The following is a 25,209-nucleotide window of genomic DNA, read 5'->3' as shown; positions in this document are numbered from 1 at the left end:
AAGCTTCAGGTATGAAGACGGGGTTAAGCTCGGGCCTCCACCACCTCCGCGGGTACGCTGAACACCTGCGAGCAGAAGTGGCAGTCGACCTTGATCAGGCCTTGCTCGTCCGCCATCTCGCGGCGCTCGTCGGCGCCGAACTTTGCGAGCACCGAGCGGATATAGTCGCCGTCGCAGCGGCAACCGCGGACGATCGCGGTGCTCGCGAGCAGCCGCACCTCGTCCTCGTTGAACAGCCGCCACAGCAGCTCCTCCAGCGGCAGCGCGCGCGCGGCCAGCTCCGTCGGCTCGACCGTGCGGCCGAGCGCCTCGACATGCTCCCATTCAGGGTGATCGAGGCGGGTGTGCAGCCGCTCCCGCCCGTCCTCGCCCTCGGGCAGATGCTGCAGGAACAGCCCGCCCGCCACCGTCTCCCCGTCCACACCGCGCTCGATCGCGACGCGCACCAGCGTCGGAATCTGCTCCGACTGGACAAAATAGCTCTGCGCCGCGTCGGCCAGCGTCTCGCCGTCGAGCGGGACGATACCCTGATAGCGCTCGCCGGTCGTCGCGAGATCGAAGGTGATCGCGAGATAGGTCGGGCCGAACAGCGCGAACAGCGTCGGCTCGGCGGGCGCGGCGGCCAGTGCGTCGGCGTCGAAATCGACATAGCCGCGCACTTCGCCGCCGCGATAGTCGCACACGAGCAGGCGCACCACGCCCGCTTCGCTGCGCGTCTGCATCGTCAGCTGCGCGTCCGCGTCCTTCAGCGTCGACCCGATCAGCGCCGTCAGCGTCAATGCCTCGGCGAGCAGCCGCTCGATCGCGGGCGGATAGGCGTGGGCGGCAAGGACGCGGGTCAGCGTCGGCCCGAGCCGTACGAGACGGCCGCGCGCGCTGCGGCCCGGGATCGCGAAGCCGAGCGCGCGGTCGATGTCGGTGTTGGCGGGTTCGTTCATCGGGAGAAGATAGGTCGTGGGACCAGGCTATCAACTTGCCAGCCGCCCCGGCCTAGATCTGTCCGAAGCACCAGCGCAGCACACTCTTCTGCGCATGCAGGCGGTTCTGGGCTTCAGCCCAGATCAGCGACTGCGGGCCGTCGATGACCTCCGCCGACACTTCCTCGCCGCGATGCGCGGGCAGACAATGAAGGAACTTCGCGTCGGGTTTGGCGATCGCCATCAGCGCGGCGTCAACCTGATAGGGCGCGAGCGCGGCCAGCTTGGTCTCGGCATGGGCCTGGCCCATCGAGATCCAGGTGTCGGTGACGACGATATCGGCACCCTCCACCGCCTCACGCGGCGAGGCGACGATGCGGGCGCGGCCGGAGCTGCGCACGATCGCCTCCTCGTCGGGCTGAAAGCCTTGGGGACAGGCGGCGACGACGTCGAAATGCATCAGCGTCGCGGCTTCGACGAGCGAGGCGAGGACGTTGTTGCCGTCGCCCAGCCACGCGACCTTGAGGCCCGGGAGCGACTTGCCCGCCTCGACGACGGTCAGCAGGTCGGCCATGATCTGGCACGGGTGCGAGGCGTCGGTCAGGCCGTTGATGACCGGGACGCTCGCATACGCGGCCATCTCCTCCAGCTTGGCGTGGTCGTCGGTGCGCAGCATGATCGCGTCGCAATAGCCCGAGAGAATTCGGGCGGTGTCCGCCACCGTCTCGCCACGCCCGAGTTGCATCTGCGACGAGTCCGAGATGATGACGTCGCCTCCCAGCTGACGCATTGCACCGTCGAAGCTGAACCGGGTGCGGGTGGAGTTCTTCTCGAACACGCAGGCGAGGACATGGCCGGCGAGCGGCGCGTCGGCGTCCGCGCGGCCCTTGGGCCAGCCCTGGCGCGCGAACTTGCGGTCGAGCGCGTCGGCCAGCATCGCGGCGATACCGTCCGGGCCGGCGTCGGAGAGCGAGAGAAAGTGGCGGGGCATCAAATCCTCCACTGCAAGGGGAGGTAGCGCGCGCGAAGCGCGTGACGGAGGGGTGTCACCGCTCGTGAGGGGGACACCCCTCCACCACTCGCGCAAGCGCGAGCGGTTCCCCTCCCCCTCCGGGGGAGGATCGACAGGCTATTCATCCGCCATCGGCACATACACGCGTGCCGCCTCGCTCAGCTTCTCGACGCATTCCGCGATCTCGGCTTCGCCGATCACCAGCGGCGGCAGGATGCGGACGACGTTCTCCCCGCCCGAGACGGTCAGCAGTCCGTGATGGTCGCGGGCATGGGCGACGAAGGCGCGGGCATCGCTCTTGAGCTTGACGCCGAGCATCAGCCCCTCGCCGCGCACCCCTTCGAACAGGTGATCGTGATTTGGGACCATCTGCTCGAGCGCGCCCTTGAGCCGCGCCCCCACCGACGCGACGTGGTCGAGGAAGCCCGGCTCCTGGATCACGTCGAGTACCGCGAGGCCGACCGCCATCGCCAGCGGATTGCCGCCATAGGTAGAGCCGTGGGTGCCGAACACCATGCCCTTGGCGGCCTCCTCGGTCGCGAGGCAGGCGCCGAGCGGGAAGCCCCCGCCGATCCCCTTGGCCACCGCCATGATATCGGGGGTGATGCCGTAGAGCTCGTGCGCGAACATCTTGCCGGTGCGCCCATAGCCGCACTGGACCTCGTCCAGCACCAGCAGCAGCCCACGCTCGTCGCATGCCTTGCGTAGGCCTTGCAGGAACGCCTGCGACGCGACGCGGATGCCGCCCTCGCCCTGGATCGGCTCGACCATGAAGCCTGCCGTATTGTCGTCGATCAGCGCCAAGGCTGCGTCGAGGTCGTCGAACTTGCCGTATTTGAACCCCGGCAGCAGCGGCTCGAACCCGTCGCGCATCTTCGCCTGGTCGGTCGCCGATATCGCGCCGAGCGTCCGGCCGTGGAACGCGGTGTCGAAGGTGATGAGCGTGTGACGCTCAGGGTTCCCGTTGACGAAATGATAGCGCCGCGCCGTCTTGATCGCGCAGTCGATCGCCTCCGCCCCTGAATTGGTGAAGAACACCGTGTCGGCGAAGGTCGCGTCGACCAGCCGCTGCGCGAACTGTTCACCCAGCGGGCTGCCGTACAGGTTCGACGTGTGCATCAGCGTCGCCGCCTGCGCCGCGATCGCCTCCACCAGCTTGGGATGACCATGCCCGAGCGCATTGACCGCGATGCCGGCGGCCATGTCGAGATACCTGGCGCCGTCCTCGCCGTAGAGGTAGCACCCCTCACCTCGCACCGGCCTGACCCCGCAGCGGGGATAGACGGGCATGAGCGGGGTGATCGGCACGGGCTGTGCTCCTAATGCGAAAGGGCGGCCAACCGGACCGCCCGCCCTCGTCATACGGCGCATGAGCCGAGCTGCCAAGGTCGGTACTGGTCGCTCGGAGGGTATGGCTCTAAGCGTTCCAGCTAATTCACCGTTCGTGCCGAGCGAAGTCGAAGCACCTGAGCGCAATGCCCTTCGACTTCGCTCAGGGCGAACGGAGATGGTGATTTCACCCGCTCTGAAGCGACATCAGAAGCGACACGAGGAGACCGCACATGCCGACCAGCCCCTGGACCCACGCCGCCCGCAGCGGGGAAGCCGACGACATCGACTTCGAGATCAAGGGCCAGGAGCTGCAGTTCGTCGAGATCGAGCTCGATCCCGGCGAAAGTGCGGTGGCGGAGGCCGGCGCAATGGTGTGGAAGGACGCCAGCGTCGGCATGGCGACCGTGTTCGGCGACGGGCGCGGCGCAGAGGGCGGCTTCATGGGCAAGCTGCTCGGCGCGGGCAAGCGGCTGGTGACGGGCGAAAGCCTGTTCACCACCGTGTTCACGCATGAGGGCGGCGGCAAGGCGCGCGTCGCGTTCGCCGCCGCGGTGCCGGGCACGATCCTGCCGCTCAAGCTTTCCGACATCGGCGGCACGCTGATCTGCCAGAAGGACGCGTTCCTGTGCGCCGCCAAGGGCGTGGCGCTGGGCATTGCCTTTCAGCGTCGGATGATGACCGGGCTATTCGGCGGCGAAGGCTTCATCATGCAGAAGCTGGACGGCGACGGCTGGGTGTTCGTCTCGATGGGCGGCACCGTCACGCAGCGCGAGCTGCGCGCGGGCGAGCAACTGCACGTCGATACGGGCTGCTTGGCCGCGTACACGCCATCGGTCGATTTCGACCTGGTCGCGGCGGGCGGGGTCAAGTCGATGCTGTTCGGCGGCGAGGGCGTGTTCTTCGCGCGGCTGACCGGGCCGGGAACGGTGTGGATCCAGTCGCTGCCCTTCTCGCGCCTCGCCGGGCGCATGCTCGCGGCGGCCGGCGGCGGCGGGCAGAGCCGGGGCGAGGGTTCGGTGCTGGGCGGCCTGGGCGACCTGATCGGCGGGAACAACTAGGGCCCGTTGGCCCTCGCCGCCCGCCGTGATCCAAGGGCCGTGGTGCTGACGCTGAACTCGAGCCTACGTGAAAAAAGAGCAATGCCGGTCAGCGTCGATGAATATCGCACGGGTGAGCGCGGCACCTCGCCAATAAATGCAGACTCTACCACGCCGAACAACACGCCCGTCCCATCGTCTGCCTGCCTTCGCCGGCACATCGAATTGGATGTCGTGATCTGCGATGAACTTCCGGTCCATTGTCCAGATCAGCGGCTTATACGGAGACCACCAAGCTGCCACGTTGACGACGACAAGTGTGGCAAGCACGAGCAACGCGATCTTCACCATGGATCGAGCGTTGGATCGGCGCTTCACCTGTACGCATCCACGATCGCGCGGACCTCGGCGGCGTAGGTTCTAGTGTCCCGAACAGGCCTAGCGCCTTGATTCCAGAACATCACACTGGCGCGGGAGTCGCTGTGTCCTAGCCCTAATTTGTGGAACAACTCGTGCACCACAACATAATCGGGAGCGCTTGGCGTCAGCCTGATCGTGTTCCAGTTCGGACTGTAACAGGCAGCCGCGCCCTCATATTCGTTACGTGCCAAGCTCGCAGCACATAAACCTTCACCAGCGGCAGCGAGCTATGCAGGCTTTCGATCAATGATTGTTCCCGAATGGTCAGCTGGATGGCGTAGCCGTCCGGCGTCCGTCGGTTCACGCGCCGCATGCGGGCAAGCAGCGCTTCCTTGTCATAAGAGACACCCCGCTCGCCATCGAAGTCGACCAACAGTGTGCCGGTCGGAATCCTGCCTTGCACGACCAGTCCGGCCGCGTACCAGCGCCGGTAGTTCGGCGAAGGGCGGGCGAGCTGTTGTGTCATCAGCGGTGCCTTCAATGATCGCCGGAACGACAGCCCCAGCGCATCGGCCTCTCCAAGCGTAGACGCAAGTCAAGACTCACGCGTCGATCGCCTCTTCCTCCAGCCGTCCGGCATTCTCCTGGATGAAGGCGAAGCGGTGCGCGGGATTGTTGCCCATCAGCCGGTCGACCAAATCCTTCACCACCGCCCGCTCCTCATATTCCTGCGGGAGCGTGATCCGCAACATGCCGCGTGTCTTGGGGTCCATCGTCGTTTCGCGCAGCTGCATCGGGTTCATCTCGCCCAGCCCCTTGAATCGGCTGACCTCGACCGTCTTGCCTTTGAACGCGGTGCGCTCGATCTCGGCGCGGTGGGCGTCGTCGCGGGCGTAGAGAGACTTGGCGCCGACCGTCAGCCGATACAGCGGCGGCTGCGCCAGGTAGAGGTGCCCGCGCCGCACCATGTCCGGCATTTCCTGGAAGAAAAAGGTCATCAGCAGCGTCGCGATATGCGCGCCGTCGACATCGGCGTCGGTCATGATGACGATCCGTTCGTAGCGCAGCGCCTCGGGCACGAAGTCCTTGCGGGTGCCGCAGCCCAATGCCTGGATCAGGTCGGCGATTTCCGAATTGGCGGCGATCTTGGCGGCGGTGGCGGATGCGACGTTCAGGATCTTGCCGCGAATCGGCAGGATCGCCTGCGTCTTGCGGTCGCGCGCCTGCTTGGCGGAGCCGCCGGCGCTGTCGCCCTCGACGATGAACAGCTCGGTGCCTTCGGGGGTGTCGGCGGAACAGTCGGTGAGCTTGCCCGGCAGACGCAGCTTGCGGCCCGATGTAGCGGTCTTGCGCTTGACCTCGCGCTCCTGCTTGCGGCGCAGACGGTCGTCCATCCGCTCCAGCACATAGCCGAGCAGCGCCTTGCCCCGATCCATATGGGCGCCCAGCCAGTGGTCGAAATGGTCGCGCACCGCCTTCTCGACCAGCCCCGCCGCCTCGGGCGAGGTCAGCCGGTCCTTGGTCTGCGACTGGAACTGCGGCTCGCGGACGAACACCGACAGCATCAGCTCGGCGCCGAGCACGACGTCGTCGGCGGTCAGCTCCTTCGCGCGCTTGTCCTTGACCAGCTCGCCAAACTGCCGAAGCCCGCGCACCAGCGCTTGGCGGAGCCCCTGTTCGTGGGTGCCGCCGTCAGGCGTCGGGATGGTGTTGCAATACCAGGAGTAGCTGCCGTCCGACCATAAAGGCCAGGCTACCGCCCATTCGACGCGGCCCTGTTCACCCGGGAAGTCCTGCGCGCCCGTGAAGAAGTCCGCAGTGGCGCATTCGCGGCCGGCGATCTGCTCCTTCAGATGGTCGGCGAGGCCGCCGGGGAACTGGAACACCGCCTCGGCCGGCGTCTCGTCCCCGATCAGCTCGGCGGCGCACTTCCAGCGGATCTCGACGCCTGCGAACAGATAGGCCTTGGATCGCGCCAGCCGATACAGTCGCTGCGGCTTGAACTGCAGCTCCGGCCCGAAGATCTCCGTATCCGGCGTAAACGCGACGCTGGTGCCGCGCCGGTTCGGGGCGGCGCCGGCATGCTCGAGCGGCCCGAGCGTCACCCCTCTGGCGAAACGCTGGCGGTACAGCTGCCGGTCGCGCGCCACCTCCACCACCGTGTCCGACGACAGCGCATTGACCACCGACACGCCGACGCCGTGCAGGCCGCCGGAGGTCGCGTATGCCTTCCCCGAGAATTTGCCGCCCGAATGCAGCGTCGACAGGATCACCTCCAGCGCCGACTTGTCGGGGAATTTGGGATGCGGATCGACGGGGATGCCGCGGCCATTGTCGGTGACGGTCAGCCGGTTGCCCGGCTCCAGCGTGATCTCGATCCGCGTCGCATGGCCCGCGACCGCCTCGTCCATCGCGTTGTCGAGCACCTCGGCGGCGAGGTGGTGGAGCGCGCGCTCGTCGGTGCCGCCGACATACATGCCGGGACGACGCCTGACCGGCTCGAGCCCCTCGAGCACCTCGATCGAGGCGGCGTCATAGGCGGGCTGGCTGGTGGCGGAAGGGGCGGCGAACAGGTCTGAGGCCATACGGAACGTATGGGGGACGAAGGCGGGTCGGGCAAGCTCCCCGCCTCAACTCGCCCGCCACCCCGCGCAGCGGCGGAATGGCGGGAGCCGGCTAGCGAACCCGCGGCCCGCCGAACGGCAATGGCGGCGGCGCGCGACGGTCGCGGCGCGGCAGCTGCGCCTGATAGGCATGGCCGCAGTGATCGACGCAATAGGGGAAGCCGGGGTTCACCTTTTCGCCGCAAAAGTGGAAGTCTGGCTCGCCGGGATGCCCCAATGGCCATTTGCAGATGCGGTCGTTGAGGTCGAGCAGCGTCGTCTTGCCGGCGATCTCGGCGGACGGCTTGGCGGGCACCAGTCGGCGCGGCGGCGCGGGCGTCGTCGGCGGCGCCTGCTCGCCGGGCGTCTGGCGCACGAAGCCGCCGGGGCCGACCGAGCGCATCACCGGCTGGGCCGGAGCTTGCGGCTGCTGCGGCGCCTGCGCGTCCACGTCACGCTCGAACGGCGGCTCTTCGATCGGCGCCGGGGCGGCCGGGCGCGCGCTGACGACCTCGCGCACCGGCTCGGGCGCCGGCGGGGGCGAACCGAGCTCGGGCGCGGCTGCGGGCTCGTTGGGGCGGACCGGCGAGGGCCGCGCCTGTAGCTCCAGCCGGTGCGCCTTACCGATCACGGCGTTGCGGCTGACCCCGCCCAGCGCCTCGGCGATCTGGCTGGCGGTCTGTCCCGCCTCCCACATCGTCTTCAGCTGCTCGATCCGCTCGTCGGTCCAGGACATGCATACTTCCTTTTGGGCCGGTTGCGGGCGGCGGCGGCGCGGAGTAGCGCCATGCTCGATGAGCAGCCAGCCCCCAATCAGCCCGAATATGGGTGTTCAATCTGCGATCAGGACCGAACCGGGCGTGCCGGTAATCCGGAACGTTAATTGGGGCGGCCTGAAGACCCTCTATGTGAAGGAGGTGCGCCGCTTCTTCAAGGTGCAGCTCCAAACGGTATGGGCACCGGCGATTCAGACGCTGCTCTACCTCATCGTCTTCACCACCGCGCTCGGCGCCAATGGCGCGGTCCATGTCCGCGGCACCACGACCAGCTTCGCCGACTTCGTCGGGCCGGGGCTGATCGTGATGGGGATGATGACCAACGCCTTCGCCAATTCGAGCTTCTCGCTGCTGGTCGGCAAGATCCAGGGGACGATCGTCGACTATCTGATGCCGCCGCTGTCGACCGGCGAGCTACTGGCGGCGCTGGTCGGCGGCGCGGTGACGCGCGCCTTCTGCGTGGGTGGAGCGGTGTGGCTGGCGATGCTGTTGTGGCCGGGGATCCACATCATGCCCCGCCATCCGCTGATGGTGCTGGCGTTCGGGCTGCTCGGCTCGGTGTTCCTGGCGCTGCTCGGAGTGTTGACGTCGATCTGGGCGGAGAAGTTCGATCATGCCGCGGCGGTCACCAACTTCGTCGTCGGGCCGCTGACGTTGCTGTCGGGGACCTTCTATTCGGTCGACCGCCTGTCGCCGCTGTTCCGCGACATCAGCCACGCCAACCCGTTCTTCTACATCATCTCAGGGTTCCGCTATGGTTTCCTGGGCGTCGCGGACTCGCCGGTCGCGATCGGGCTGGCGTTGATGGTTGTGCTGAACGGGGCGCTGGCCGCGCTGTGCTATGGCCTGCTGCGGCGCGGGTGGAAGCTCAAGAGCTAGGGCGCGCGGCCAGCCATTCGTGGCGGAGCAATCCCCAGATCAGCGAGTCGCGGATGCCGATATGCGTGTCCCACTCGCCCCGCAGATGGCCCTCGCACTGGAAACCCAGCGCGTCGAGCAGCCGGTTGGACGCGGCATTGTCCGGATCGGTGTCGGCAAAGGCGCGGCGGTAGCCCTCGACCGCGAACAGCCGGTCGAGCAGCGCCCCCACCGCCTCGCGCGCCAGCCCCTTGCCCCAGTGCGCGCGCACCAGCGAATAGCCGATCTCCGCGACGCCGCCCTGCCGCTTCTCGTGCGCCGTCAGCGTACCGATCGCGCGATCGTCGCCAGCGAGCGTGATCGCCCACATGCGCCAGTCGGCCGCGGACAAGTTGCCGGCGTGCCGCGCGCGCGTCTGCTCGACGGCGGTATGCGGCGCGTGCGACCACCAGCGCATCGCCCGCGCGTCGGCATAGATGGCATGCAGCGCGTCGGCGTCGGCCGCGGTCGCGGGCCGGCAAACCAGCCGCTTGGTGACCAGCAGGGGCACGTTCGGCTTGGTATCCCCGCTCAACGCGCCAGCGCCTCCACGAGCGCGCGGACCTTCTTCTGGCGCCATTGCGGCAGCGGCGCGACCAGCCAATAGCCCTGGCCCGACGGCTGTGCGTCGCCCACCGCGACGACGCGGCCGCTGGCGAGATCGGCGCGGGCGATCAGTTCGGGAACGGTGGCGCGGCCCAGTCCGGCTGCGGCCGCATCGACCGCAAGCCCCGCATCGGCCACGCGCACGGGCGCGGCGGCATCCGGCTCGCCGGGCCAGGCGATCGGCGTGTCGGCGCCGCCGAGGCCCGAGACCGTGACCATGCCGTCCGCCTCGATCGCCTCGCCCTCCTCGGCCCCCGGCCCGTCGCCCCAGCGCACCGCCAGGTCGAGATTGGCCTGGGCGAAGTCGACCGACTCGTCCGCCGAGAGCAGGACGAAGCGGAGGTCGGTGTCAGCAGCGGCGATGGCGGCGAGGCGCGGCATCAGCCACTTTTCCGTCACGTCACGCGGCGCGGCGATGGTCAGCGACTTGGACGATTGCCCCGCCTGCATGGCGCGCACCGCCTCCTCGAACTGGAGAAACCCGTCGCGCAAGGGGCCGAGGCCCGCCTCCGCCTCCGGCGTCAGCTCCAGCCCGCGCGTGGTGCGGCGGAACAGCACGGTGCCGAGCGTGTCCTCCAGCGCGCGGATCTGCTGCCCGACCGCGGCTGGCGTCACCGCCAGTTCGTCGGCGGCGCGGGTAAAGGACAGGTGCCGCGCGGCGGCGTCGAGGACGCGCAGGCCGTTAAGGGGAAGGTGGGTGCGCTTCAAAGCTCCCCTCCCGCTGGCGGGAGGGGCTGGGGAAGGGGAGGTGAGCGGAGAGACACGGCTGCGGACATGCCCTCCCCCAGCCCCTCCGGCAAGCGGGAGGGGAGTAATGGCGTCCCTCCGGCAAGCGGGAGGGGAGTAATGGCGCCCCTCCCGCAAGCGGGAGGGGGACTCAACCCGTTACCGCCGGCGCGACCAGGGCGAAGCGCGGGATCTCGACATCGAACACGTCTCCGTCCTCCGCGACCATGCGATAGCTGCCCTGCATTGCTCCGGTGGGGGTCGCGAGCGGGCAGCCGGAGACATAGTCGAAGCTGCCGTTCGGTTCGATCAGCGGCTGTTCGCCGACCACGCCCTCACCCTCCACGGTATGCCGCGCGCCGCGACCGTCGGTGATGATCCAGTGCCGGGTCAGCAACTGCACCGTACCTGGGCCCTCGTTCTCGAGCCGCACATGATAGGCCCAGAACCAGCGCCCGCGCCTCGGCTCCGACTGTTCGGGCAGGTAGCTGACCGACACGCGCACGGTGACGCCGCGCGTCGTCGCCGCATGGGGAAAGAGGAAGTTCACAGGCCTGCCGCCGCCAACGCGCGGTCGAGATCGTTGATCAGGTCGGCGGGATCCTCCAGACCAACGTTGAGGCGCAGCAGCCCCTCGCTGACGCCCATCTCCGCCCGCGCCTCCGCCGAAACGCTGGCATGGGTGGTGGACGCCGGGTGCGTCATCAGCGAGCGGCTGTCGCCGATATTGTTGGAGATATCGATCAGCTCCAGCGCGTTGAGCAGCGCGAACGCCTGGGCGCGGTCGGCGACCTCGAACGCGAAGATCGCGCCGCAGGCGTCCATCTGCCGCATCGCCAGCGCGTGCTGCGGGTGGCTCGGCAGCCCCGGGTGGAGCATGCGCTTGGCCCGCGACTCCAGAAAGCGGCCGACGGTCAGCGCTTGCTCCGACTGGCGCCGGATGCGCAGGTCGAGCGTCTCCAGCCCCTTCAGTACCACCCAGGCGCTGAACGGCGACAGGTTCGGGCCGGTGTGGCGGGTGAAGGCGAGCAGCTTGGTTTCGATCCACTCGCGTGTGCCGCAGACCGCGCCGGCGAGCACCCGCCCCTGCCCGTCCATCATCTTGGTGGCCGAATAGGCGACCACGTCCGCGCCCCATTCCAGCGGCCGCTGCAAGGCGGGGGTGGCGAAGGCGTTGTCGACCACGGTGGTGATGCCGCGCGCCCGCGCGATGTCACAGACCGCGCGCAGGTCGACCACGTCCATGGTCGGGTTGGCGGGTGTCTCGAAGAAGAACGCCTTGGTGTTCGGCTTCACCGCGTCGGCCCAGGCCTGCGGATCGCGCGCGTCGACGATTGTCGTCTCCACGCCGAAGCGCGGCAGGATCGTGTCGGTCAGCACCCGGCACGAGCCGAAGGCGGCGCGGCCGGCGACCAGATGGTCGCCCTGGCTGAGCTGGCACATCAACGCGGCCGTCATCGCCGCCATGCCGGTGGCGGTGACGCGGCACGCCTCCGACCCTTCGAGCAGCGCGATCCGCTGCTCCAGCATCTCGGTGCTGGGATTCTGGAGGCGCGAATAGGTCATCCCGGTCGCCTCGCCGGCGAAGCGGGCGGCGACCTCCTCCGCGCTGTCGTAGCAATAGCCGGACGTGAGGAAGATCGCCTCCGACGTCTCCCCCCATTCCGATCGGGCGGTGCCGCCGCGGATGGCGCGCGTCGCGGGCCGCCAATGGTCGGTGATCGAACGGTCCTGACCGGCGCGACGCTTCATGGCGCGCGCTTTGCCTGTTGGCGTGCGGCGGGGCAAGGTTAGAGGTGGCAGGGAGCAGGAGCAGGGAGCATCCACCCCGGCGAAGGCCGGGGGCCCAGCTTCGGGCTGCCAAGTGAAGGCGGACTACCTCACCAGGTCGTGGCGACTGGGGCCCGACCTTCGCCGGGTAGAGCTAGTGCTTGCTTCAGCCTTTGCCCTCCTCAAGAGGAGGTGCGTGCGCCTCCCCACCCGTCCCCTCCCCTACGCCATCGTCCTTGCGCTGAGCGCGCAGGCGCTGTTCCTCTATCGCCTCGCCACCCCCACCACGCTGGTCTTCGACGAGGTCCACTACGTCCCCGCCGCGCGCCAGCTCTGGGCGCTCGCCGGGCCGGTGAACATCGAGCATCCGCTGCTCGGCAAGGCGCTGATCGGCCTCGGCATGGCGCTGTTCGGCGACCACAGTTTCGGCTGGCGGATCATGTCGAGCCTGGCCGCCACCGCGACGCTCACCGGCCTGTTCGCGATCGCCTGGCTGCTGTTCCGCGATCTCCGCGCCGCGATCATGACCGCGCTGTTCGCCCTGCTCAACTTCACGCTTTACGTCCAAGCACGGATCGCGATGCTCGACGGGTTCATGGCGGCGCTGGTGGTCGGCGGCGTCGCGGCGATGCTGTGGTCGATGCGGGGTACCGGGCCGGCGGTGACGCGGCGCTGGACGCTGGCGGCGGTGCTGTTGGGCCTTGCTGTCGGGGTAAAGTGGGCGGCGCTGCCGTATATCGGCTTCGCCGCGGCCGCGTTCCTGCTGTGCCGCTCGGGCTCCCGGTGGCCGGACCTGTCGGTCTGGAGCGCGGCGTGGCGGCTCGCGCTCGGCAGCGCGCTCGCGTATCTGCTGACCTTCCTGCCCGCCTTCTTCTACGCGCGGCAGCCGCTGACGCTGGCGGAGCTGCTGCCGTTCCAGCTCGAGATGCTGCGCCAGCAGACCCAGGTGTTGCCCGCGCATACCTATCAGTCCGCCTGGTGGACATGGCCGCTCGATTTGAGGCCGATCTGGTACCTCTACGAACCCGTCGACGGCGCGCAGCGCGGCGTGCTGATGATCGGCAACCCGGCAGTGATGTGGGGCGGGCTGATCGCCGTCCTCGCCTGCGGCTGGGCGGGGGTGCGCGAACGGTCGGTGGCGCTGGGCGGCGTCGCGGCGCTTTGGCTCGGCGGTTGGGGGGTGTGGGCGCTGATCCCCAAGTCGCTCGGCTTCTTCTATTACTACTACCTGCCAAGCTTGTGGCTGCCGCTTGCCATAGCCGCAGCGTTCCATCGCCATGCCCGCCTGCGCGCGTGGGACGAGGTGTTTCTGGCGCTCGCGGGTGTGTTGTTCGTGTGGTTCTTCCCGATCATCTCCGCCGCGCCGCTGTCCGGCCCGCAGGCGTTCCAACGCTGGATGTGGCTGCCGACCTGGCCTTAGTATCTCCCCCAGGTGAACCGCGACGACAGGGCGTAATTCCACACCGCGCCGACCAGCACCCCGACCAGCGCCGAGGCCACCCAAGCGCCGTCGCGCACGTCGTGCAGGAACCCGGCCACGCCGACATTCGCGACCGCGCCGACCGAGCACACCGCCGCGAACGAGACCCAGCCATCGGCCAGCTGGCGCCACCCCTTCAGCCGCCGATCACGATAGGTCAGCGCATTGTTGAGAAAGAAATTGACGGTCAACGCCACCAAGGTCGCACCGATCTGCCCGGCGAGAAAACTCGTGTCCAACCCGCGATAGAGCAGCGCCAGGACGGCCATGTGGACGACGACGCCGAGTAGGCCGATCGCGGAGAACATCGCGAACCGCACCGGAATGACGCGCCCGAACATGCGGTCGTACAGCGCGATCAGATATTCGAGGGCCACGACATGGTCGAGCTTCGACTCGCCCGCCGTCCGCACGCGGAAGGTATAGGGCAGCTCCGCGAACTTGAGCGGACGCGGGCTGGTGGTCATCAGGTCGAGCAGGATCTTGAACCCGATCGCGGAAAGGTCCGGCGCCAGCCTGCGCACGATTTCGGTGCGGATCGCGAAGAAGCCGCTCATCGGGTCGCTGAGGTCCGCCTTCAGCACGCGGCGCGACAGGCGGGTGGCGAGCGCCGACTTGGCGACACGATCGTTATCCCAGTCGCCGGTGCCGCCGCCATCCACGAAGCGCGAGCCGATCACCACGTCGAGCGTCGGGTCGCCCTGCAGCCGCTCGAGCATCGCCGGCAGCAGTGTCTCGTCATGCTGGAGGTCGCCGTCGATCACCGCCACCACCGGCGCCGCAGTCGCGCACATCCCCTCGACACAGGCGGACGACAGCCCGCGCCGGCCGATGCGATGGATCACCCGCACGCGCGCATCTGCCCGCGCCAGTTCGCGCGCGGCATCGGCGGTGCCGTCGGGGCTGTCGTCGTCGACCAGGATCACCTCCCAGCCTTGCGGGCCGAGCGCCGTTTCGAGACGCCGCACCAGCTCCGCCACATTGGCGCGCTCGTTGAACGTCGGCACCACCACCGCGATCTCGAGCATCAGAGCTGGGCCAGCACCGCGTCGCCCATCGCCTGTGTCGACAGGTCGCCGCCCAGGTCCGCGGTCCGCGCGCCGCCAGCGATCGCCGCCGCCACCGCCGAGTCGATCAGGTCGGCGCTGGCGGGCATGCGCAGCGAATGGCGCAGCATCATCGCCGCGGACAGGATCGCGGCGCATGGATTGGCCTTGCCCTGACCGGCGATGTCGGGCGCGGAACCGTGGATCGGCTCGAACAGCCCCTTGCCGTCTTCGTCCAGCGATGCCGACGGCAGCATGCCGATGGAGCCAACGCACATCGAGGCCTGGTCGGACAGGATGTCGCCGAACAGGTTGCCGGTGACGATGACATCGAACTGGCCGGGCGCGCGCACCAGCTGCATCGCGGCGTTGTCGACATACATATGGGTCAGGCGCACGTCGCGGAAATCTCGGGACACTTCGTTGACGATCTCTCGCCACAGCGCGGAGGTTTCCAGCACGTTCGCCTTGTCGACCGACAGCAGCCGGCCGTGCCGCTTCGCCGCCGCCTCGAAGCCGACACGCGCGATGCGGGCGACCTCCGCCTCGTCATAGCGCATCAGGTCGTGGCCCTCCCGCAGGCCGGTCGCGGTGCGCCCGCGCCCCTTTTCGCCGAAATAGATGTCGCCGGTCAGCTCGCGCACGATCAGCAGGTCGATCTCGCGCGCGATCTCCGGCCTGAGCGCGCTGGCGTCCTCCAACCCGGGGAAAAGGCGGACTGGCCGCAGGTTGGCGAACAGGCCCAACTTCTTGCGCAGCCCGAGGATCGCCTGTTCGGGGCGCAGATCGCGCTCCAGCCCGTCGAATTGCGGATCGCCGACCGCGCCGAACAACACCGCATCGGCGCGCTCGGCCAGCGCCAGCGTTTCGGGCGGCAGCGGGTGAGCGGCGGCGAGGTAGGCGGCACCCCCGACCGGCGCTTCCTCGAACACCAGGCCGAGCGCGAGGGCGTCCAGCACCCGCCGTGCCTCGGCGGTCACCTCGGGGCCGATGCCGTCGCCCGGCAGAACTGCGATCAGAGCCATGGGCCCGCTCTTGCCGGGCCGCAGCACCTCACGCAACCGCCCGCTTCAGCCGCTCCACCAGCCGTTCGCGCGCCGCGAGCGTATCGGCGCGGCGATCGACCAGGATGTCGCGGGCGAGGAAGTGGCCGCTTAGCGCCAGTCCATCGATGATCGCCGGCCACTCCGCCGCGCCACCGTCCCGCACGAAGGCGGGCAGGGACAACAGTTTCGCTTCGTACCCCGCCGCCGCCGCGCGGCTCACCGCGCCGCCGCTGCGTGGGCTGACGAAGCCGAGGTCGTCCGCGACGCCGCTGACGACGCAGCGGTCGAGGTCGAGGCCGAAGCCGAGTTCGGCGAGCAGCAACAGCTCGTAACGTACCAGGCTGCCCGCCCAGCCCTTCGCCGACGGCGCCGCCTCGATCGCGCCGAGCAACCCGCCCAGCCCGTCGTGCAGGCGCGCATAGGCCTGCCCCTCGGGCAGCGCCGCCGCGGTCAGCGCGGTCACCCAGTCGAGCGCCGCCGCCGGCAGCGCCTCCGCGTGGAGCGCCGCTCGGCTATGAACGAGCTCGACGGTCAGCGCCGCCAGCTGCTCGCCGGTCCGCGCGCGCCATTCGCCGAGCACGGTGTTGGCGGGCTGCAACACCGGCCGCAGCCGTCGCGAGTGGCCGCCGCGGACGTAGCCCGGCTGGACGCCGTCGTCGCGGGTGAAGCCGCGCACCACCGCGCCGTGCTCGCCATGGCTGCGAACGGCGAGGAGGATGGCTTCGGCGCGCAGATGCATGGCTTCTTCCTTCGTCACCCCGGCCTTGAGCCGGGGTGACGCTGCCTGTCCCACGAAGAAGAAGCGGGACCGCGGGTCAAGCCCGGGGTGACGGACCTAGCGCCGTAATCTCTCACCCGCCCTCTTCAACCAATCCACTCGCTTCACTCCAGCGACCGCGACGTCCCAGCCCTTGAGGGCCGCCAGGCTGGCACGGTTCCCGAGCGTCGGCCGCAGCAGCAGGACGTCGGCACAGGCCTCTCCACCCGTGGCAAACTGGCGTTTGTGCTGCCCCTCCCCTTCGGTGAAATCGAAGCGGGCGAAGCGGTCTGCGAACAGGTCGACCAGCGCATCGGCCTGCAACACCGCGCCGGGCGACAGATCGCCATGGGCCGGATCGTGGCCGACATAGTCGTAGCGCAGCGTTTCCCCATCCGCGACGCAGCAGAGGTAGGCGATCGGGGCGTCGTCGCGGCTCAGCAGCCAGGCGCGGACCTCGTCCGCCGCCGCCAGCCGCAGCAGCGCGGAGGGATCGGCGGGCAGGCCGCTCCCGAGCAGCTTCTCTTGGTAGGTCTTGAGCGATACGGCGCGGGCGGTGTGATGAAACGCGGCAATCTCGTCGGGAGTGCGGAACCGCTCGACCCGATAATCGCCGAGCTTCTTGGCCTTGCGCTTGATCTGCGCGCGGGCATTGCTCGACAGACCCGCGCGCCACGCCGCCTCGCCGGCAGCCAGATCGACCCAATAGCGGCGGTAATGCTGACGCACATATGCGAGCGAACCCGAGGTGGTCAGCGCCGGCAGCGCCACCTCGGGGAGCGAGGTCACGGAATAGCCGTCCTCCCCCGGCGCCAGCGGCGCCAGCGCCGGCGCGCGGCCGGCGAGCACCGCGTCGAGCGACAGCGACACGCGCCGCAGCCGCCGGGGGATGCTGAGCAGCGTCCGCGCACCGACCTGGAACTTCAGCGCGGCCGCGGTCATGCCGCCCGCTCTTCGACCCAATTCGACCAAAGCTGCTCCGCCTGCCGCCGGGCGGTGCGCAGGCGGCGGGGGCCGAGCGGCTGGTCGTGGCGCTCGAGCGGCAGCTCCGGCCAATCGCTGAAATGCGTGGTCGGCAGCACCGCGCGACGGTCCTCAAGCATCCGGCACAGCGCCTCGAAGCGGCGGACATGCACCGCATTGGGGCGAGTGCCGGCGCGATTGGACAGCTCGAAGCTGTGGCTGACGATCGTCACCGCCGCGTGATCCTCGGCGATCGCGTGATCGAGCGCAGCCGCCTGCTCACCCCCCGACAGCGCGCAGGGCTGGAAGCTCCGCAGCGCGCCGGGGCGATCCGCGATGGTCGTCACCGGCACCTCGATCAGGCCGCCATGCTCAACCGGCGCGATGCGCTCGCGTGGCAGGTCGAGCCGGCTCCAGCGCGGCGCCTCGGCGCCATTGTGGCTGCTGTCATAGGTGAACCCGAGCCGCTCGAGGGCCGCCACCGTGCCCTCGTCGGCGGCATAGCTGCCGGCGCGGAAGGCATTCGGCCGCGGGGCGCCGGCGGCCTGGAGCAGGTCGGCGGCGGCGCCGATCAGCTGTTGCTGCTCGTCCGTGCCGTAATCCCAAAGCTCGAAGCGACCGGCGGCGGTGCGGTCGTCTGCCTGCGCGTGGGTCCATTGGCCGTGGAAATGCAGCTGCACCTCCTGCCCGGCCGCCAGGATCGCCTCGACGACTCCGCGGATCGGGCCGAGACCATAGACCAGGGCCGGCATCGGATCGACGAAGAAGCACGCCTTCAGCCCGTGCCGCGCGAGCAGATCGAGCGTGTAGGCGACACCGACACCGGCCGGCTCCAGCGAACGCGCGACCACGTCGTCCGCCGGCAGGCCCGCGCTGTGATGACGCCAGGCGAGCTCGGTATCGATGGTCAGGAAGACGTGCGGCATGGGCGGGAGCGTAGCGGCAAGGGCGTGAACAATCCGCAAACCGGGCGCGAACGTTGAGAGTGTTGAGTGCCTGACGCTGTTCTCGCCGGATGCGGCGGGAACGCGGCAGAACCGCACCGCGACTGGACAACAACGCGGCGGGAGGGCGGCACATGGGCGGCGGCGACGCTCCCGCGATGCACCGCCGATGCTGCATCGTTCCCGGCGAAGGTTCGGGTCCAGTCGCGGCGGGGTCGGTGGCAGAGGACGTCGCTCCCGGCATTCGCGCGTGGCAACCGGGCCCCCGGCCTGCGCCGGCGAAGATAAGGTTGCGGAACGGACATCGGTCCTCCTTGGCGCCGGAGGCGACGTGTAGGACAGCACGAAAATACGAGGCCGCTCATCGGCCTTGCGAAGTCTAGCGCGTAGCTCCGCTACGGCGCGTGCGACCTAGCGGCTGTGATAGAAGTCATACACCGTCTGCGCCACGTTCGCGCTCACCCCCGGCGCCTTCTGCAAATCCTCGAGGCTGGCGTTCCTCACCGCCCGCCCTGTACCGAAGTGCATCAGCAGTGCCTTTTTGCGCGCGGGGCCAATGCCGGGAACCTCGTCCAGCGGTGACGCGCCGATCGCGCGCGCGCGCTTGTCACGATGAGCGCCGATCGCAAAGCGGTGGACCTCGTCGCGCAGCCGCTGGAGGTAGAACAGCACCGGCGCGTTGGGGGGCAGCGTGATCTCGCGGCCGTCCAAGAGGTGGAAGACCTCGCGCCCCTCGCGGCCATGATGCGGGCCCTTGGCGACTCCGACCATGCAGACGTCCTCGATCCCCAGATCCTCCAGCACCGCCTTGGCCGCGTTCAACTGCCCCCGCCCGCCGTCGAGCAGCACCAGGTCTGGCCAGGTGTCGCCGTCGCGGTCCGGGTCTTCGGCTTGCGCGCGGGCGAAGCGGCGTTGCAGCACCTCGCGCATCATCGCGTAGTCGTCGTCGGTCGCGGCCTGCTTGATGTTGAACTTGCGATACTGGCCCTTGCGGAAGCCCTCCGGCCCGGCGACGATCATCGCGCCCAACGCGTTGGTGCCCTGAATGTGGCTGTTGTCATAGACCTCGATCCGGTTCGGCGGCTCGGACAGGTCGAACAGCTCGGCGACCTCGCGCAGCAGCTTCGCCTGGGTGGTCGACTCGGCCAGCCGTCGGTCGAGCGCCTCGGCGGCGTTGCGCTTCGCCTGATCGAGCAGCCGCCGTCGCGTTCCTCGCTGCGGCGTGCCGATCGCGACCTTGCGGCCCGCTTGCTTTGCCAGCGCCTCTGCGAGCAGCACCTGTTCGGGCAGCGCCCGGTCGATGAAGATCGTGCGCGCGGGCGGCACCTCCTCGTAAAACTGGAGCAGGAATTGCTGCAGCACCTCGGCTTCCGGCACGTCGGCGACGTGGCTGGGGAAGAAGGAGCGGTGCCCCCAATTCTGGCCGCCACGGATGAAGAACGCCTCGATTCCGACCACGCCTTCCTTGGCGGCGAGCGCAAAGATGTCGGCATCGCCCACCCCTTCGGCGTTGATGAACTGCGACCCCTGGATGAAGGTCAGCGCCTTCAGCCGGTCGCGCAGCACCACCGCGCGCTCGAAGTCCATTGCCTCGGCGGCCTGGCTCATCTCGGCGCCCAGCTTCGCCTGCACCTGCGTCGCCTTGCCGGCCAGAAAGTCCTTCGCCTCCTTGACCAGCTCACCATAGCCGGCCTCGTCGATCCGCCCGACACAGGGCGCGGAGCAGCGCTTGATCTGGTAGAGCAGGCACGGTCGGTCGCGGGTCTTGAAGAATCCGTCGGTGCAGCTGCGCAGCAGGAACAGCTTCTGCAGCGCGTTCAGCGTGTTGTTGACGCTGCCGGCGCTGGCGAAGGGGCCGTAATATTCGCCCTGCCACTTGCGCGCGCCGCGGTGCTTCTGGACGCGCGGGAACTGCTGGTCGCCACGCAAAAGGATGAAGGGAAAGCTTTTGTCGTCGCGCAGCAGCACGTTGTACGGCGGGCGATACCGCTTGATCAGCTGCGCCTCGAGCAGCAGCGCCTCCGCCTCGTTGTTGGTCACCACCACCGTCATCGACCGGCATTGCGCGACCATGCGCTGCAATCGCTTCGACAGCTGCTTGACCTGGCAATAATTGGCGACCCGGCTCTTCAGCGCCCGCGCCTTGCCGACATACAGCACGTCGCCCTTGGCATCGTGCATCCGGTACACGCCGGGCGCGGGCGGCAGCGTCTTCAGCACGTTGCGGATCGCCGCCACGCCCGCGTCGAGATCGGGCGCGTCGACGCCGCGCACAGTAAAGGCGGCGCGCTCGTCGTTGAAGCGGTCGGGAGGGCCGTAGCCGGACATGGCCGTCATGTAGGAGTCGCCGTCGCAAGCGGCTAGAGTCCCATGCGCAGCGGGGGAGCGGGCTTGGGACTGAGCGGCAAGACGGCGCTGGTGACGGGAGGCACCGATGGCATTGGGCTGGAGATCGCGCGCCAGCTGAAGGACGCGGGCGCGACCGTGGTCGTCGCAGGGCGCGACCCCGCCAGGCTCGACGCCGCCCGCGCGCAAGGGCTGGAGTCGATCGCCGCCGACCTGTCGAGCGCGACGGGGTGCGACGCGCTGGTGGAGGCGGTGCACGGCCGCCTGCTCGACATCTTGGTCAACAACGCAGGTGCCGGGGCACCTTATCTGGTCGACGAGCCGATCGACCCTGACGCGGTCGATCGCGCCATCTACACCAATCTCCATGCGCCGATCCGGCTGGCGACGCGGCTGCTGGAGGGTCTGCGCGGCCGGCCGGCGGCGACGATCGTCAACGTCACCTCGGGTCTGGCGATCGCGCCGCGCGCCGGGGCGCCGGTCTATTGCGCGACCAAGGCAGGCCTGCGCAGCTTCACCCAGGCGCTGCGCGCGCAGCTCGCCGGCACGACCGTGCGCGTCGTCGAGGCGCTGCCGCCGCTGGTGGCGACGCGGATGACCGAAGGGCGCCACAAGGGCGCGATCAGCGCGGCCGAGTGCGCGCGGCAGATCGTCGCCGGCATGGCGGCCGGCAAGCCGCAGATCAACGTCGGCCAGACCAAGCTGCTCGACGCCATCCACAATGTCGCGGCCCCGGTCGCGCGGCGGATCATGCTGCGCTTCTGAGCCGCCCTTCCTTCCGCGCGACAAGCCGCTACGCTGCCGGCACCAGGAGGAGGATCACCGATGAATGCCGTTTATGCCCTCGCGCCGCTGGCGCTGCTGATCGCCATGCCGGGCGCCGCGCAGACCCCGTCGACCGCCGTGCAGCGGGCGCTGGCCGACCCGTCCCGCCCGGCCGCCGACCGTGCCCGCGACGAGGGGCGGCACGCGGCGCGGCTGCTCACCTTTGCCGGGGTGAAGCCGGGCATGAAGGTCGCCGACTTCATCATGGGCGGCGGCTATTGGACGCGCCTGCTGGCGGGCGTGGTCGGACCGAAGGGCAAGGTCTATGCCTATCAGCCGGCCGAGTTCATCGCCTTCCGCGCCGCCTATGGCACTGAGCAGGACGCGGCGGTGGCGGGGCGCGCCAATATCGTCGCCAAGCGCGAGTCGGTGCGCGCGATCGCGTTTCCCGAGAAGCTCGACGCGATCATGACCGTGCAGAACTGGCACGACCTCCACCTCAACTTCGCGCCCGAAGGCACGGCCGCCGCGGCGGCGAAGCGCCTGTACGACGCGCTCAAGCCCGGCGGCGTATTGCTGGTCATCGACCACGCCGCGGTCGCCGGCGCGCCGCGCACCGTCGCCGACACGCTCCACCGCATCGACCCCGCGCGGGCCCGGACGGAGATCGAAGCGGCCGGGTTCCAATTCGATGGTGAGAGCGCGCTGTTGCGGCAACCCGGCGATCCCAGGACACAGTTGGTGTTCGACCCGGCGATCCGCGGGAAGACGGATCAGTTCGTGTATCGATTTCGGAAGCCGCGGTGATCTACCAGCCGACCTAGTATCCACCCGGCGAAGGCCGGGGTCCAGTTGCGAGACGCTCCTGAGTGCAGAACTCGCCTGCGTATCTATGATGGCGAGCCGCAGGAACGGCACGTTGTACCTGGCGAGGCCCTCGACCTGCCCAGCCGGGTCTGGGAGCACCGAAACGGTGTCGTTCCAGGCTTCACCCGGACGTACCGATGCAAGCTTCTCGTCCGGTACGAATCGGCCGGTAGCCGGAAAGGCGCGCGGTTGGGTGAGAAGCAGACGAAGGAATGGAGTGGTGCCTGGAAAGTGCGTGAGATCGAAGATCTCAATTCCGACCGGTTCGACCTTTACGATCGCGTTGCGCTTCCCTGAGCGCACGGCAACTGGGCCCCGGCCTTCGCGAGGGTGGATGCTCGCCTGTTACGAAATCTACTTCACCGCCGCCAGATCGGTCGCGGTCTTCGCCAGCACCGCGTCGGTGAGCGTATCGGGAGCATAGCCCTGGAGCTGCTTCAGGCTCATGCTCTTGGCCATCTCATAGGAGGGATGCGCGGCGAGCTGCGGCAGGTTGGCGTCCATCACCGCCTTGCCTTTCGGGTCGGCCATGATCGTCTCGACCGGCGTGTCGAGGTTGAGGCGCGCGGCCGGCGCCGTGGCCAGCGGCGCGGCGGGCGCCGGCGCAGCGGTGGGTGCCTGAGCGGTCTGGGCAGCGGCGAGCAGCAAGGCGGGGACGATCATGATGTTTCCTCTCCGGCAGTCAGTTCGGGCGACCTAGCCCGGCGATGGTGCGGTCGACCAGCGCCCGGTCGGCGGCGGCGCCGTGGCGCGTGGCGATGAGCTCGGCGGCGGCGCGGGCGGCGGCATCGGCGGCCTTGGCGCGGACCTCGGCCAGCGCGGCGCGCTCGGCAGCGGCGATCTTGTCCTCCGCCATGCGGCCGCGGCGCTCGACCAGCTCGGCGGCATCGGTGTTGGCCTTGGCGACCAGCGCATCGGCCTCCGCCTCGGCATGGCTGAGCATCGCGGCGGCCTGACCCTCGGCATCGGCCATCTTGGCGGCATAGCTGTCGCGCAGAGCCTCAGCCTCGGCGCGCAGGGCCTTGGCTTCGTCGAGCTGGCGGCGGATGTCGGCGATCTGCTTGTCGAGCGCGCCGGTGATGATCCGCGGCACGCCCTTCCACAGCAGGATGGCGATGAACACCAGCATCGCCAGCGAGACCACGGCGGTCGCGTTGACGACACCGAACAGCGTCGGCACCGGCGCATCGTGGCCGCCCTCGTGCCCGACCGTCTCGGTAGTGCCGGCGGCGTCGCCGTGCGGCAGGCCCTGCTGATGATCGGCGTTGGCGAGATTGCTCGCGACGATCGCAGACGCCTCCGAAGCGGTCCGGGTATCGGAATGGCTAGACATGAAGCACCTTCTGCACCGCCGCACGCGCCTCGTCGGCCGAAACCTGTGCGCCCGAAACGCGCGCGACGATCGCCTGCGCGGCCTCCGCGGCCACGCTCTCGATCTCCGCCACCGCGCGCGCGGTCGCCTCGCGGATCGAGGTCTCGGCCTGGCCGACCTTTTCCGCCTGCTGCGCATTGGCGGCAGCGAGTGTCGCCTCGCTCGCCTTGGCGGCCTTGCCCCGCGCCTCCGCCAGCAGCGCCTGGGCGCGCTCGCGGTTGGCCTGGTCGCGCAGCTTCCACTGATCCTCCGCCCGATCGGCGGCATCGCGCGCCGCGGCGGCGGCGGCCAGGTCGCCCTGGATACCGGCGTCGCGATCCGCGATCGTCTTCTGCACCCGCGGCAGCATGCCCCGGCCGACGACCAGGAATACCAGGCCGAAGGTCAGGAGAAGCCAGAAGATCTGCGACGCATAGGTCGCGGCAAGCTGCGAAATCTGAGGCATGCAAAATCCCGATGGGACCGGGCGAACCCGGCCCCGGAACGGATCAGGCGACGAAGATCAGGATCATCGCCACGACGAACGCCAGCAGGCCGAGCAGCTCGGCGGCGGCGAAGCCGATGAAGAGGCGACCCTGCTGACCGTCGGCGGCACCCGGATTGCGCAGCGCACCCTCCAGGAACGAGCCGAACACGTTACCCACGCCGATCGCGGCCATGCCCGCGCCGATCGCGGCCAGACCTGCGCCGACGAGCTTCGCTGCTTCTGCGTCCATGATATTCACTCCAAAAACGAATGTTGAGAAAGTTGAGAGCCCGCCGGATACCTTGGAGGGCTCAGTGAAGGTTGACCGCGTCGTTGATGTACAGCGACGTCAGCAGCGCAAAGACATAGGCCTGGATCGCCGACACCAGCACCTCCAGCGCGCAGATGCCGATCATCAGCACGAAGGACGGGATGCCGACGCCGAGCCCGATGCCGAGCCCCGCATTGCCGCCGTTGATGACGAAGCCGGACAGCACCTCGAGCAGCACATGGCCCGCCGTCATCGCCACGAACAGCCGCAGCGCAAGACTGAAAGGACGGACCATGAACGACACGAACTCGATGACCGGGATCAGCGGCAGCAGCCAGGCAGGCGTGCCGTGCGGCACGAACAGACTGAAGAAGTGCAGCCCGTGGCGGGCGAAGCCGACCACCAGCACGATCGAGAAGGACATGATCGCCAGCACGCCGGTAATCGTGAAATGCGAGGTGAAGGTAAAGGGATGGACGCCGACCACGCCCAGCGGCAGCAGCCCGAGCATGTTGGCGAACAGGATGAACATGAACAGCGAGAAGACGTAGGGGACGTAGCGCCGCCCCTCAGGCCCGACATTGGCGGTGAGCATGTTGTCGATGAAGCGCGTCGCACCCTCGACCGCCATCTGCCAGCGGCCGGGCACGGTCTGTCCCTTCATGCCGCCGAGCATGAACGCCCACAGCGCCACCACCGTGATGCACATCCACAACGCGGAGTTGGTGAACGCGATCTGCTGTCCGCCGATCGTGAACCCGTCCCACAGCGTCTGCACCTGGAACTGGTGCATCGGGTCGATCTTGCCGCCGCCTGCCGCCACTTGGTTCAAACCCTAACGAAAACGCCC

At 69.0% G+C, this 25,209-nt stretch carries 28 protein-coding genes; 5 read left to right on the top strand and 23 right to left on the bottom strand.

Annotated features, from left to right (window positions below; translation table 11 throughout):
• Positions 1–23 precede the first annotated feature (23 nt).
• From VFQ64_RS06115 to VFQ64_RS06105, 3 genes are all read right to left on the bottom strand, one after another.
• The gene (locus VFQ64_RS06115) at positions 24–938 is read right to left on the bottom strand and encodes an Hsp33 family molecular chaperone HslO (protein ID WP_325102410.1); all 915 of its coding nucleotides are present in this window, start codon (positions 936–938) and stop codon (positions 24–26) included.
• 52 nt (positions 939–990) lie between these two features.
• Entirely contained in the window at positions 991–1,908 is a 918-nt protein-coding gene (argF, locus tag VFQ64_RS06110; RefSeq protein ID WP_325102409.1) for an ornithine carbamoyltransferase, read from the bottom strand.
• 138 nt (positions 1,909–2,046) lie between these two features.
• Positions 2,047–3,237 (bottom strand): aspartate aminotransferase family protein, encoded by a 1,191-nt coding sequence (locus VFQ64_RS06105; protein ID WP_325102408.1) that lies wholly within the window; start codon positions 3,235–3,237, stop codon positions 2,047–2,049.
• Positions 3,238–3,491: 254 nt separating this feature from the next.
• On the opposite strand from VFQ64_RS06105, the gene VFQ64_RS06100 reads away from it, so the two are divergent.
• Positions 3,492–4,319, top strand: a complete 828-nt coding sequence (locus VFQ64_RS06100) for a TIGR00266 family protein (RefSeq protein ID WP_325102407.1) — start codon at positions 3,492–3,494, stop codon at positions 4,317–4,319.
• A 63-nt stretch (positions 4,320–4,382) separates the two neighbouring features.
• Here VFQ64_RS06100 and VFQ64_RS06095 read toward each other — a convergent pair whose 3' ends face one another.
• The 5 genes from VFQ64_RS06095 to VFQ64_RS06080 form a co-directional block, all read right to left on the bottom strand.
• Complete coding sequence (locus VFQ64_RS06095; protein ID WP_325102406.1) at positions 4,383–4,649, bottom strand: hypothetical protein; 267 nt, start codon at positions 4,647–4,649, stop codon at positions 4,383–4,385.
• 23 nt (positions 4,650–4,672) lie between these two features.
• Positions 4,673–4,816 (bottom strand): matrixin family metalloprotease, encoded by a 144-nt coding sequence (locus tag VFQ64_RS15590; RefSeq protein WP_414712871.1) that lies wholly within the window; start codon positions 4,814–4,816, stop codon positions 4,673–4,675.
• Between the two features lie 26 nt (positions 4,817–4,842).
• Positions 4,843–5,184, bottom strand: a complete 342-nt coding sequence (locus VFQ64_RS06090; protein ID WP_325102405.1) for a hypothetical protein — start codon at positions 5,182–5,184, stop codon at positions 4,843–4,845.
• Positions 5,185–5,260: 76 nt separating this feature from the next.
• On the bottom strand, positions 5,261–7,243 hold the full coding sequence (gene parE / locus VFQ64_RS06085; protein WP_325102404.1) for a DNA topoisomerase IV subunit B: 1,983 nt from the start codon (positions 7,241–7,243) through the stop codon (positions 5,261–5,263).
• Positions 7,244–7,334: 91 nt separating this feature from the next.
• Positions 7,335–7,997, bottom strand: coding sequence for a GcrA family cell cycle regulator (locus VFQ64_RS06080; protein ID WP_325102403.1), 663 nt, complete (start codon positions 7,995–7,997; stop codon positions 7,335–7,337).
• A gap of 58 nt (positions 7,998–8,055) precedes the next feature.
• On the opposite strand from VFQ64_RS06080, the gene VFQ64_RS06075 reads away from it, so the two are divergent.
• The gene (locus VFQ64_RS06075; RefSeq protein ID WP_414712870.1) at positions 8,056–8,916 is read left to right on the top strand and encodes an ABC transporter permease; all 861 of its coding nucleotides are present in this window, start codon (positions 8,056–8,058) and stop codon (positions 8,914–8,916) included.
• On the opposite strand, the gene VFQ64_RS06070 is transcribed toward VFQ64_RS06075, so the two are convergent.
• The 4 genes from VFQ64_RS06070 to VFQ64_RS06055 form a co-directional block, all read right to left on the bottom strand.
• Positions 8,906–9,445: a GNAT family protein gene (locus VFQ64_RS06070; RefSeq protein ID WP_325102401.1), complete on the bottom strand. Its 540-nt coding sequence runs from the start codon at positions 9,443–9,445 to the stop codon at positions 8,906–8,908. The two genes, VFQ64_RS06075 and VFQ64_RS06070, sit on opposite strands and share 11 nt — an antisense overlap.
• Before the next feature lie 20 nt (positions 9,446–9,465).
• Positions 9,466–10,248 (bottom strand): LysR family transcriptional regulator, encoded by a 783-nt coding sequence (locus tag VFQ64_RS06065; RefSeq protein WP_325102400.1) that lies wholly within the window; start codon positions 10,246–10,248, stop codon positions 9,466–9,468.
• A gap of 169 nt (positions 10,249–10,417) precedes the next feature.
• Entirely contained in the window at positions 10,418–10,816 is a 399-nt protein-coding gene (apaG, locus tag VFQ64_RS06060; protein WP_325102399.1) for a Co2+/Mg2+ efflux protein ApaG, read from the bottom strand.
• Positions 10,813–12,018, bottom strand: a complete 1,206-nt coding sequence (locus VFQ64_RS06055; RefSeq protein ID WP_325102398.1) for a trans-sulfuration enzyme family protein — start codon at positions 12,016–12,018, stop codon at positions 10,813–10,815. The genes apaG and VFQ64_RS06055 overlap by 4 nt, the downstream gene beginning before the upstream one ends.
• Positions 12,019–12,232: 214 nt before the next feature.
• Between VFQ64_RS06055 and VFQ64_RS06050 the strand changes: the two genes are divergently transcribed.
• Positions 12,233–13,456 carry a phospholipid carrier-dependent glycosyltransferase gene (locus tag VFQ64_RS06050; RefSeq protein ID WP_325102397.1) on the top strand — a complete coding sequence of 408 codons (1,224 nt, stop codon included), beginning with the start codon at positions 12,233–12,235 and terminating at the stop codon, positions 13,454–13,456.
• Here VFQ64_RS06050 and VFQ64_RS06045 read toward each other — a convergent pair.
• The 6 genes from VFQ64_RS06045 to uvrC all read right to left on the bottom strand — a co-directional run bounded on the left by VFQ64_RS06045 (position 13,453) and on the right by uvrC (position 20,600).
• The gene (locus VFQ64_RS06045; protein ID WP_325102396.1) at positions 13,453–14,544 is read right to left on the bottom strand and encodes a glycosyltransferase family 2 protein; all 1,092 of its coding nucleotides are present in this window, start codon (positions 14,542–14,544) and stop codon (positions 13,453–13,455) included. The two genes, VFQ64_RS06050 and VFQ64_RS06045, sit on opposite strands and share 4 nt — an antisense overlap.
• The gene (gene leuB / locus VFQ64_RS06040; RefSeq protein ID WP_325102395.1) at positions 14,544–15,587 is read right to left on the bottom strand and encodes a 3-isopropylmalate dehydrogenase; all 1,044 of its coding nucleotides are present in this window, start codon (positions 15,585–15,587) and stop codon (positions 14,544–14,546) included. The genes VFQ64_RS06045 and leuB overlap by 1 nt, the downstream gene beginning before the upstream one ends.
• 28 nt (positions 15,588–15,615) lie before the next feature.
• Positions 15,616–16,347 (bottom strand): DNA repair protein RecO, encoded by a 732-nt coding sequence (gene recO, locus VFQ64_RS06035; protein ID WP_325102394.1) that lies wholly within the window; start codon positions 16,345–16,347, stop codon positions 15,616–15,618.
• A gap of 96 nt (positions 16,348–16,443) precedes the next feature.
• Positions 16,444–17,307, bottom strand: coding sequence for a GNAT family N-acetyltransferase (locus VFQ64_RS06030; protein ID WP_325102393.1), 864 nt, complete (start codon positions 17,305–17,307; stop codon positions 16,444–16,446).
• Positions 17,304–18,254, bottom strand: a complete 951-nt coding sequence (locus tag VFQ64_RS06025) for a polysaccharide deacetylase family protein (protein ID WP_325102392.1) — start codon at positions 18,252–18,254, stop codon at positions 17,304–17,306. Before VFQ64_RS06025 ends, VFQ64_RS06030 begins: the two co-directional genes overlap by 4 nt.
• Positions 18,255–18,683: 429 nt before the next feature.
• Positions 18,684–20,600 carry an excinuclease ABC subunit UvrC gene (gene uvrC, locus VFQ64_RS06020; protein WP_325102391.1) on the bottom strand — a complete coding sequence of 639 codons (1,917 nt, stop codon included), beginning with the start codon at positions 20,598–20,600 and terminating at the stop codon, positions 18,684–18,686.
• A 42-nt stretch (positions 20,601–20,642) separates the two neighbouring features.
• On the opposite strand from uvrC, the gene VFQ64_RS06015 reads away from it, so the two are divergent.
• Positions 20,643–21,383, top strand: a complete 741-nt coding sequence (locus VFQ64_RS06015; protein WP_325102390.1) for an SDR family oxidoreductase — start codon at positions 20,643–20,645, stop codon at positions 21,381–21,383.
• Between the two features lie 60 nt (positions 21,384–21,443).
• Positions 21,444–22,190 (top strand): methyltransferase, encoded by a 747-nt coding sequence (locus VFQ64_RS06010; RefSeq protein WP_325102389.1) that lies wholly within the window; start codon positions 21,444–21,446, stop codon positions 22,188–22,190.
• 414 nt (positions 22,191–22,604) lie between these two features.
• On the opposite strand, the gene VFQ64_RS06005 is transcribed toward VFQ64_RS06010, so the two are convergent.
• The 5 genes from VFQ64_RS06005 to VFQ64_RS05985 form a co-directional block, all read right to left on the bottom strand.
• Entirely contained in the window at positions 22,605–22,913 is a 309-nt protein-coding gene (locus VFQ64_RS06005) for a hypothetical protein (protein ID WP_325102388.1), read from the bottom strand.
• Positions 22,914–22,932: 19 nt separating this feature from the next.
• Complete coding sequence (locus VFQ64_RS06000) at positions 22,933–23,583, bottom strand: F0F1 ATP synthase subunit B (RefSeq protein WP_325102387.1); 651 nt, start codon at positions 23,581–23,583, stop codon at positions 22,933–22,935.
• Positions 23,576–24,067, bottom strand: coding sequence for an ATPase (locus tag VFQ64_RS05995; RefSeq protein ID WP_325102386.1), 492 nt, complete (start codon positions 24,065–24,067; stop codon positions 23,576–23,578). Before VFQ64_RS05995 ends, VFQ64_RS06000 begins: the two co-directional genes overlap by 8 nt.
• Positions 24,068–24,110: 43 nt before the next feature.
• Positions 24,111–24,338 (bottom strand): F0F1 ATP synthase subunit C, encoded by a 228-nt coding sequence (locus VFQ64_RS05990; RefSeq protein ID WP_055984318.1) that lies wholly within the window; start codon positions 24,336–24,338, stop codon positions 24,111–24,113.
• 61 nt (positions 24,339–24,399) lie between these two features.
• Positions 24,400–25,152: a F0F1 ATP synthase subunit A gene (locus VFQ64_RS05985; RefSeq protein WP_325102457.1), complete on the bottom strand. Its 753-nt coding sequence runs from the start codon at positions 25,150–25,152 to the stop codon at positions 24,400–24,402.
• Between the last annotated feature and the right edge of the window lie 57 nt (positions 25,153–25,209).

Source organism: Sphingomonas sp. (assembly GCF_035714405.1).
GTDB lineage: Bacteria > Pseudomonadota > Alphaproteobacteria > Sphingomonadales > Sphingomonadaceae > Sphingomonas.
The sequence above is the reverse complement of the archived record's forward strand: the minus strand, read 5'-3'. Positions and strand labels throughout refer to the sequence as shown.

What these genes read in the sequence shown, in the direction of transcription:
- leuB (WP_325102395.1), bottom strand. Translation starts at nt 15,587, where the DNA reads ATGGCTCTGATCGCAGTTCTGCCGGGCGACGGCATCGGCCCCGAGGTG.
- VFQ64_RS06010 (WP_325102389.1), top strand. Translation starts at nt 21,444, where the DNA reads ATGAATGCCGTTTATGCCCTCGCGCCGCTGGCGCTGCTGATCGCCATG.
- VFQ64_RS06075 (WP_414712870.1), top strand. Translation starts at nt 8,056, where the DNA reads ATGAGCAGCCAGCCCCCAATCAGCCCGAATATGGGTGTTCAATCTGCG.
- argF (WP_325102409.1), bottom strand. Translation starts at nt 1,908, where the DNA reads ATGCCCCGCCACTTTCTCTCGCTCTCCGACGCCGGCCCGGACGGTATC.
- VFQ64_RS06005 (WP_325102388.1), bottom strand. Translation starts at nt 22,913, where the DNA reads ATGATCGTCCCCGCCTTGCTGCTCGCCGCTGCCCAGACCGCTCAGGCA.
- VFQ64_RS05995 (WP_325102386.1), bottom strand. Translation starts at nt 24,067, where the DNA reads ATGCCTCAGATTTCGCAGCTTGCCGCGACCTATGCGTCGCAGATCTTC.
- parE (WP_325102404.1), bottom strand. Translation starts at nt 7,243, where the DNA reads ATGGCCTCAGACCTGTTCGCCGCCCCTTCCGCCACCAGCCAGCCCGCC.
- VFQ64_RS06100 (WP_325102407.1), top strand. Translation starts at nt 3,492, where the DNA reads ATGCCGACCAGCCCCTGGACCCACGCCGCCCGCAGCGGGGAAGCCGAC.
- VFQ64_RS05985 (WP_325102457.1), bottom strand. Translation starts at nt 25,152, where the DNA reads ATGCACCAGTTCCAGGTGCAGACGCTGTGGGACGGGTTCACGATCGGC.
- VFQ64_RS06080 (WP_325102403.1), bottom strand. Translation starts at nt 7,997, where the DNA reads ATGTCCTGGACCGACGAGCGGATCGAGCAGCTGAAGACGATGTGGGAG.
- VFQ64_RS06055 (WP_325102398.1), bottom strand. Translation starts at nt 12,018, where the DNA reads ATGAAGCGTCGCGCCGGTCAGGACCGTTCGATCACCGACCATTGGCGG.
- VFQ64_RS06000 (WP_325102387.1), bottom strand. Translation starts at nt 23,583, where the DNA reads ATGTCTAGCCATTCCGATACCCGGACCGCTTCGGAGGCGTCTGCGATC.
- VFQ64_RS06115 (WP_325102410.1), bottom strand. Translation starts at nt 938, where the DNA reads ATGAACGAACCCGCCAACACCGACATCGACCGCGCGCTCGGCTTCGCG.
- VFQ64_RS06095 (WP_325102406.1), bottom strand. Translation starts at nt 4,649, where the DNA reads ATGGTGAAGATCGCGTTGCTCGTGCTTGCCACACTTGTCGTCGTCAAC.
- VFQ64_RS06025 (WP_325102392.1), bottom strand. Translation starts at nt 18,254, where the DNA reads ATGCCGCACGTCTTCCTGACCATCGATACCGAGCTCGCCTGGCGTCAT.
- uvrC (WP_325102391.1), bottom strand. Translation starts at nt 20,600, where the DNA reads ATGTCCGGCTACGGCCCTCCCGACCGCTTCAACGACGAGCGCGCCGCC.
- VFQ64_RS06090 (WP_325102405.1), bottom strand. Translation starts at nt 5,184, where the DNA reads ATGACACAACAGCTCGCCCGCCCTTCGCCGAACTACCGGCGCTGGTAC.
- VFQ64_RS06045 (WP_325102396.1), bottom strand. Translation starts at nt 14,544, where the DNA reads ATGCTCGAGATCGCGGTGGTGGTGCCGACGTTCAACGAGCGCGCCAAT.
- VFQ64_RS06030 (WP_325102393.1), bottom strand. Translation starts at nt 17,307, where the DNA reads ATGACCGCGGCCGCGCTGAAGTTCCAGGTCGGTGCGCGGACGCTGCTC.
- recO (WP_325102394.1), bottom strand. Translation starts at nt 16,347, where the DNA reads ATGCATCTGCGCGCCGAAGCCATCCTCCTCGCCGTTCGCAGCCATGGC.
- VFQ64_RS05990 (WP_055984318.1), bottom strand. Translation starts at nt 24,338, where the DNA reads ATGGACGCAGAAGCAGCGAAGCTCGTCGGCGCAGGTCTGGCCGCGATC.
- VFQ64_RS06015 (WP_325102390.1), top strand. Translation starts at nt 20,643, where the DNA reads ATGCGCAGCGGGGGAGCGGGCTTGGGACTGAGCGGCAAGACGGCGCTG.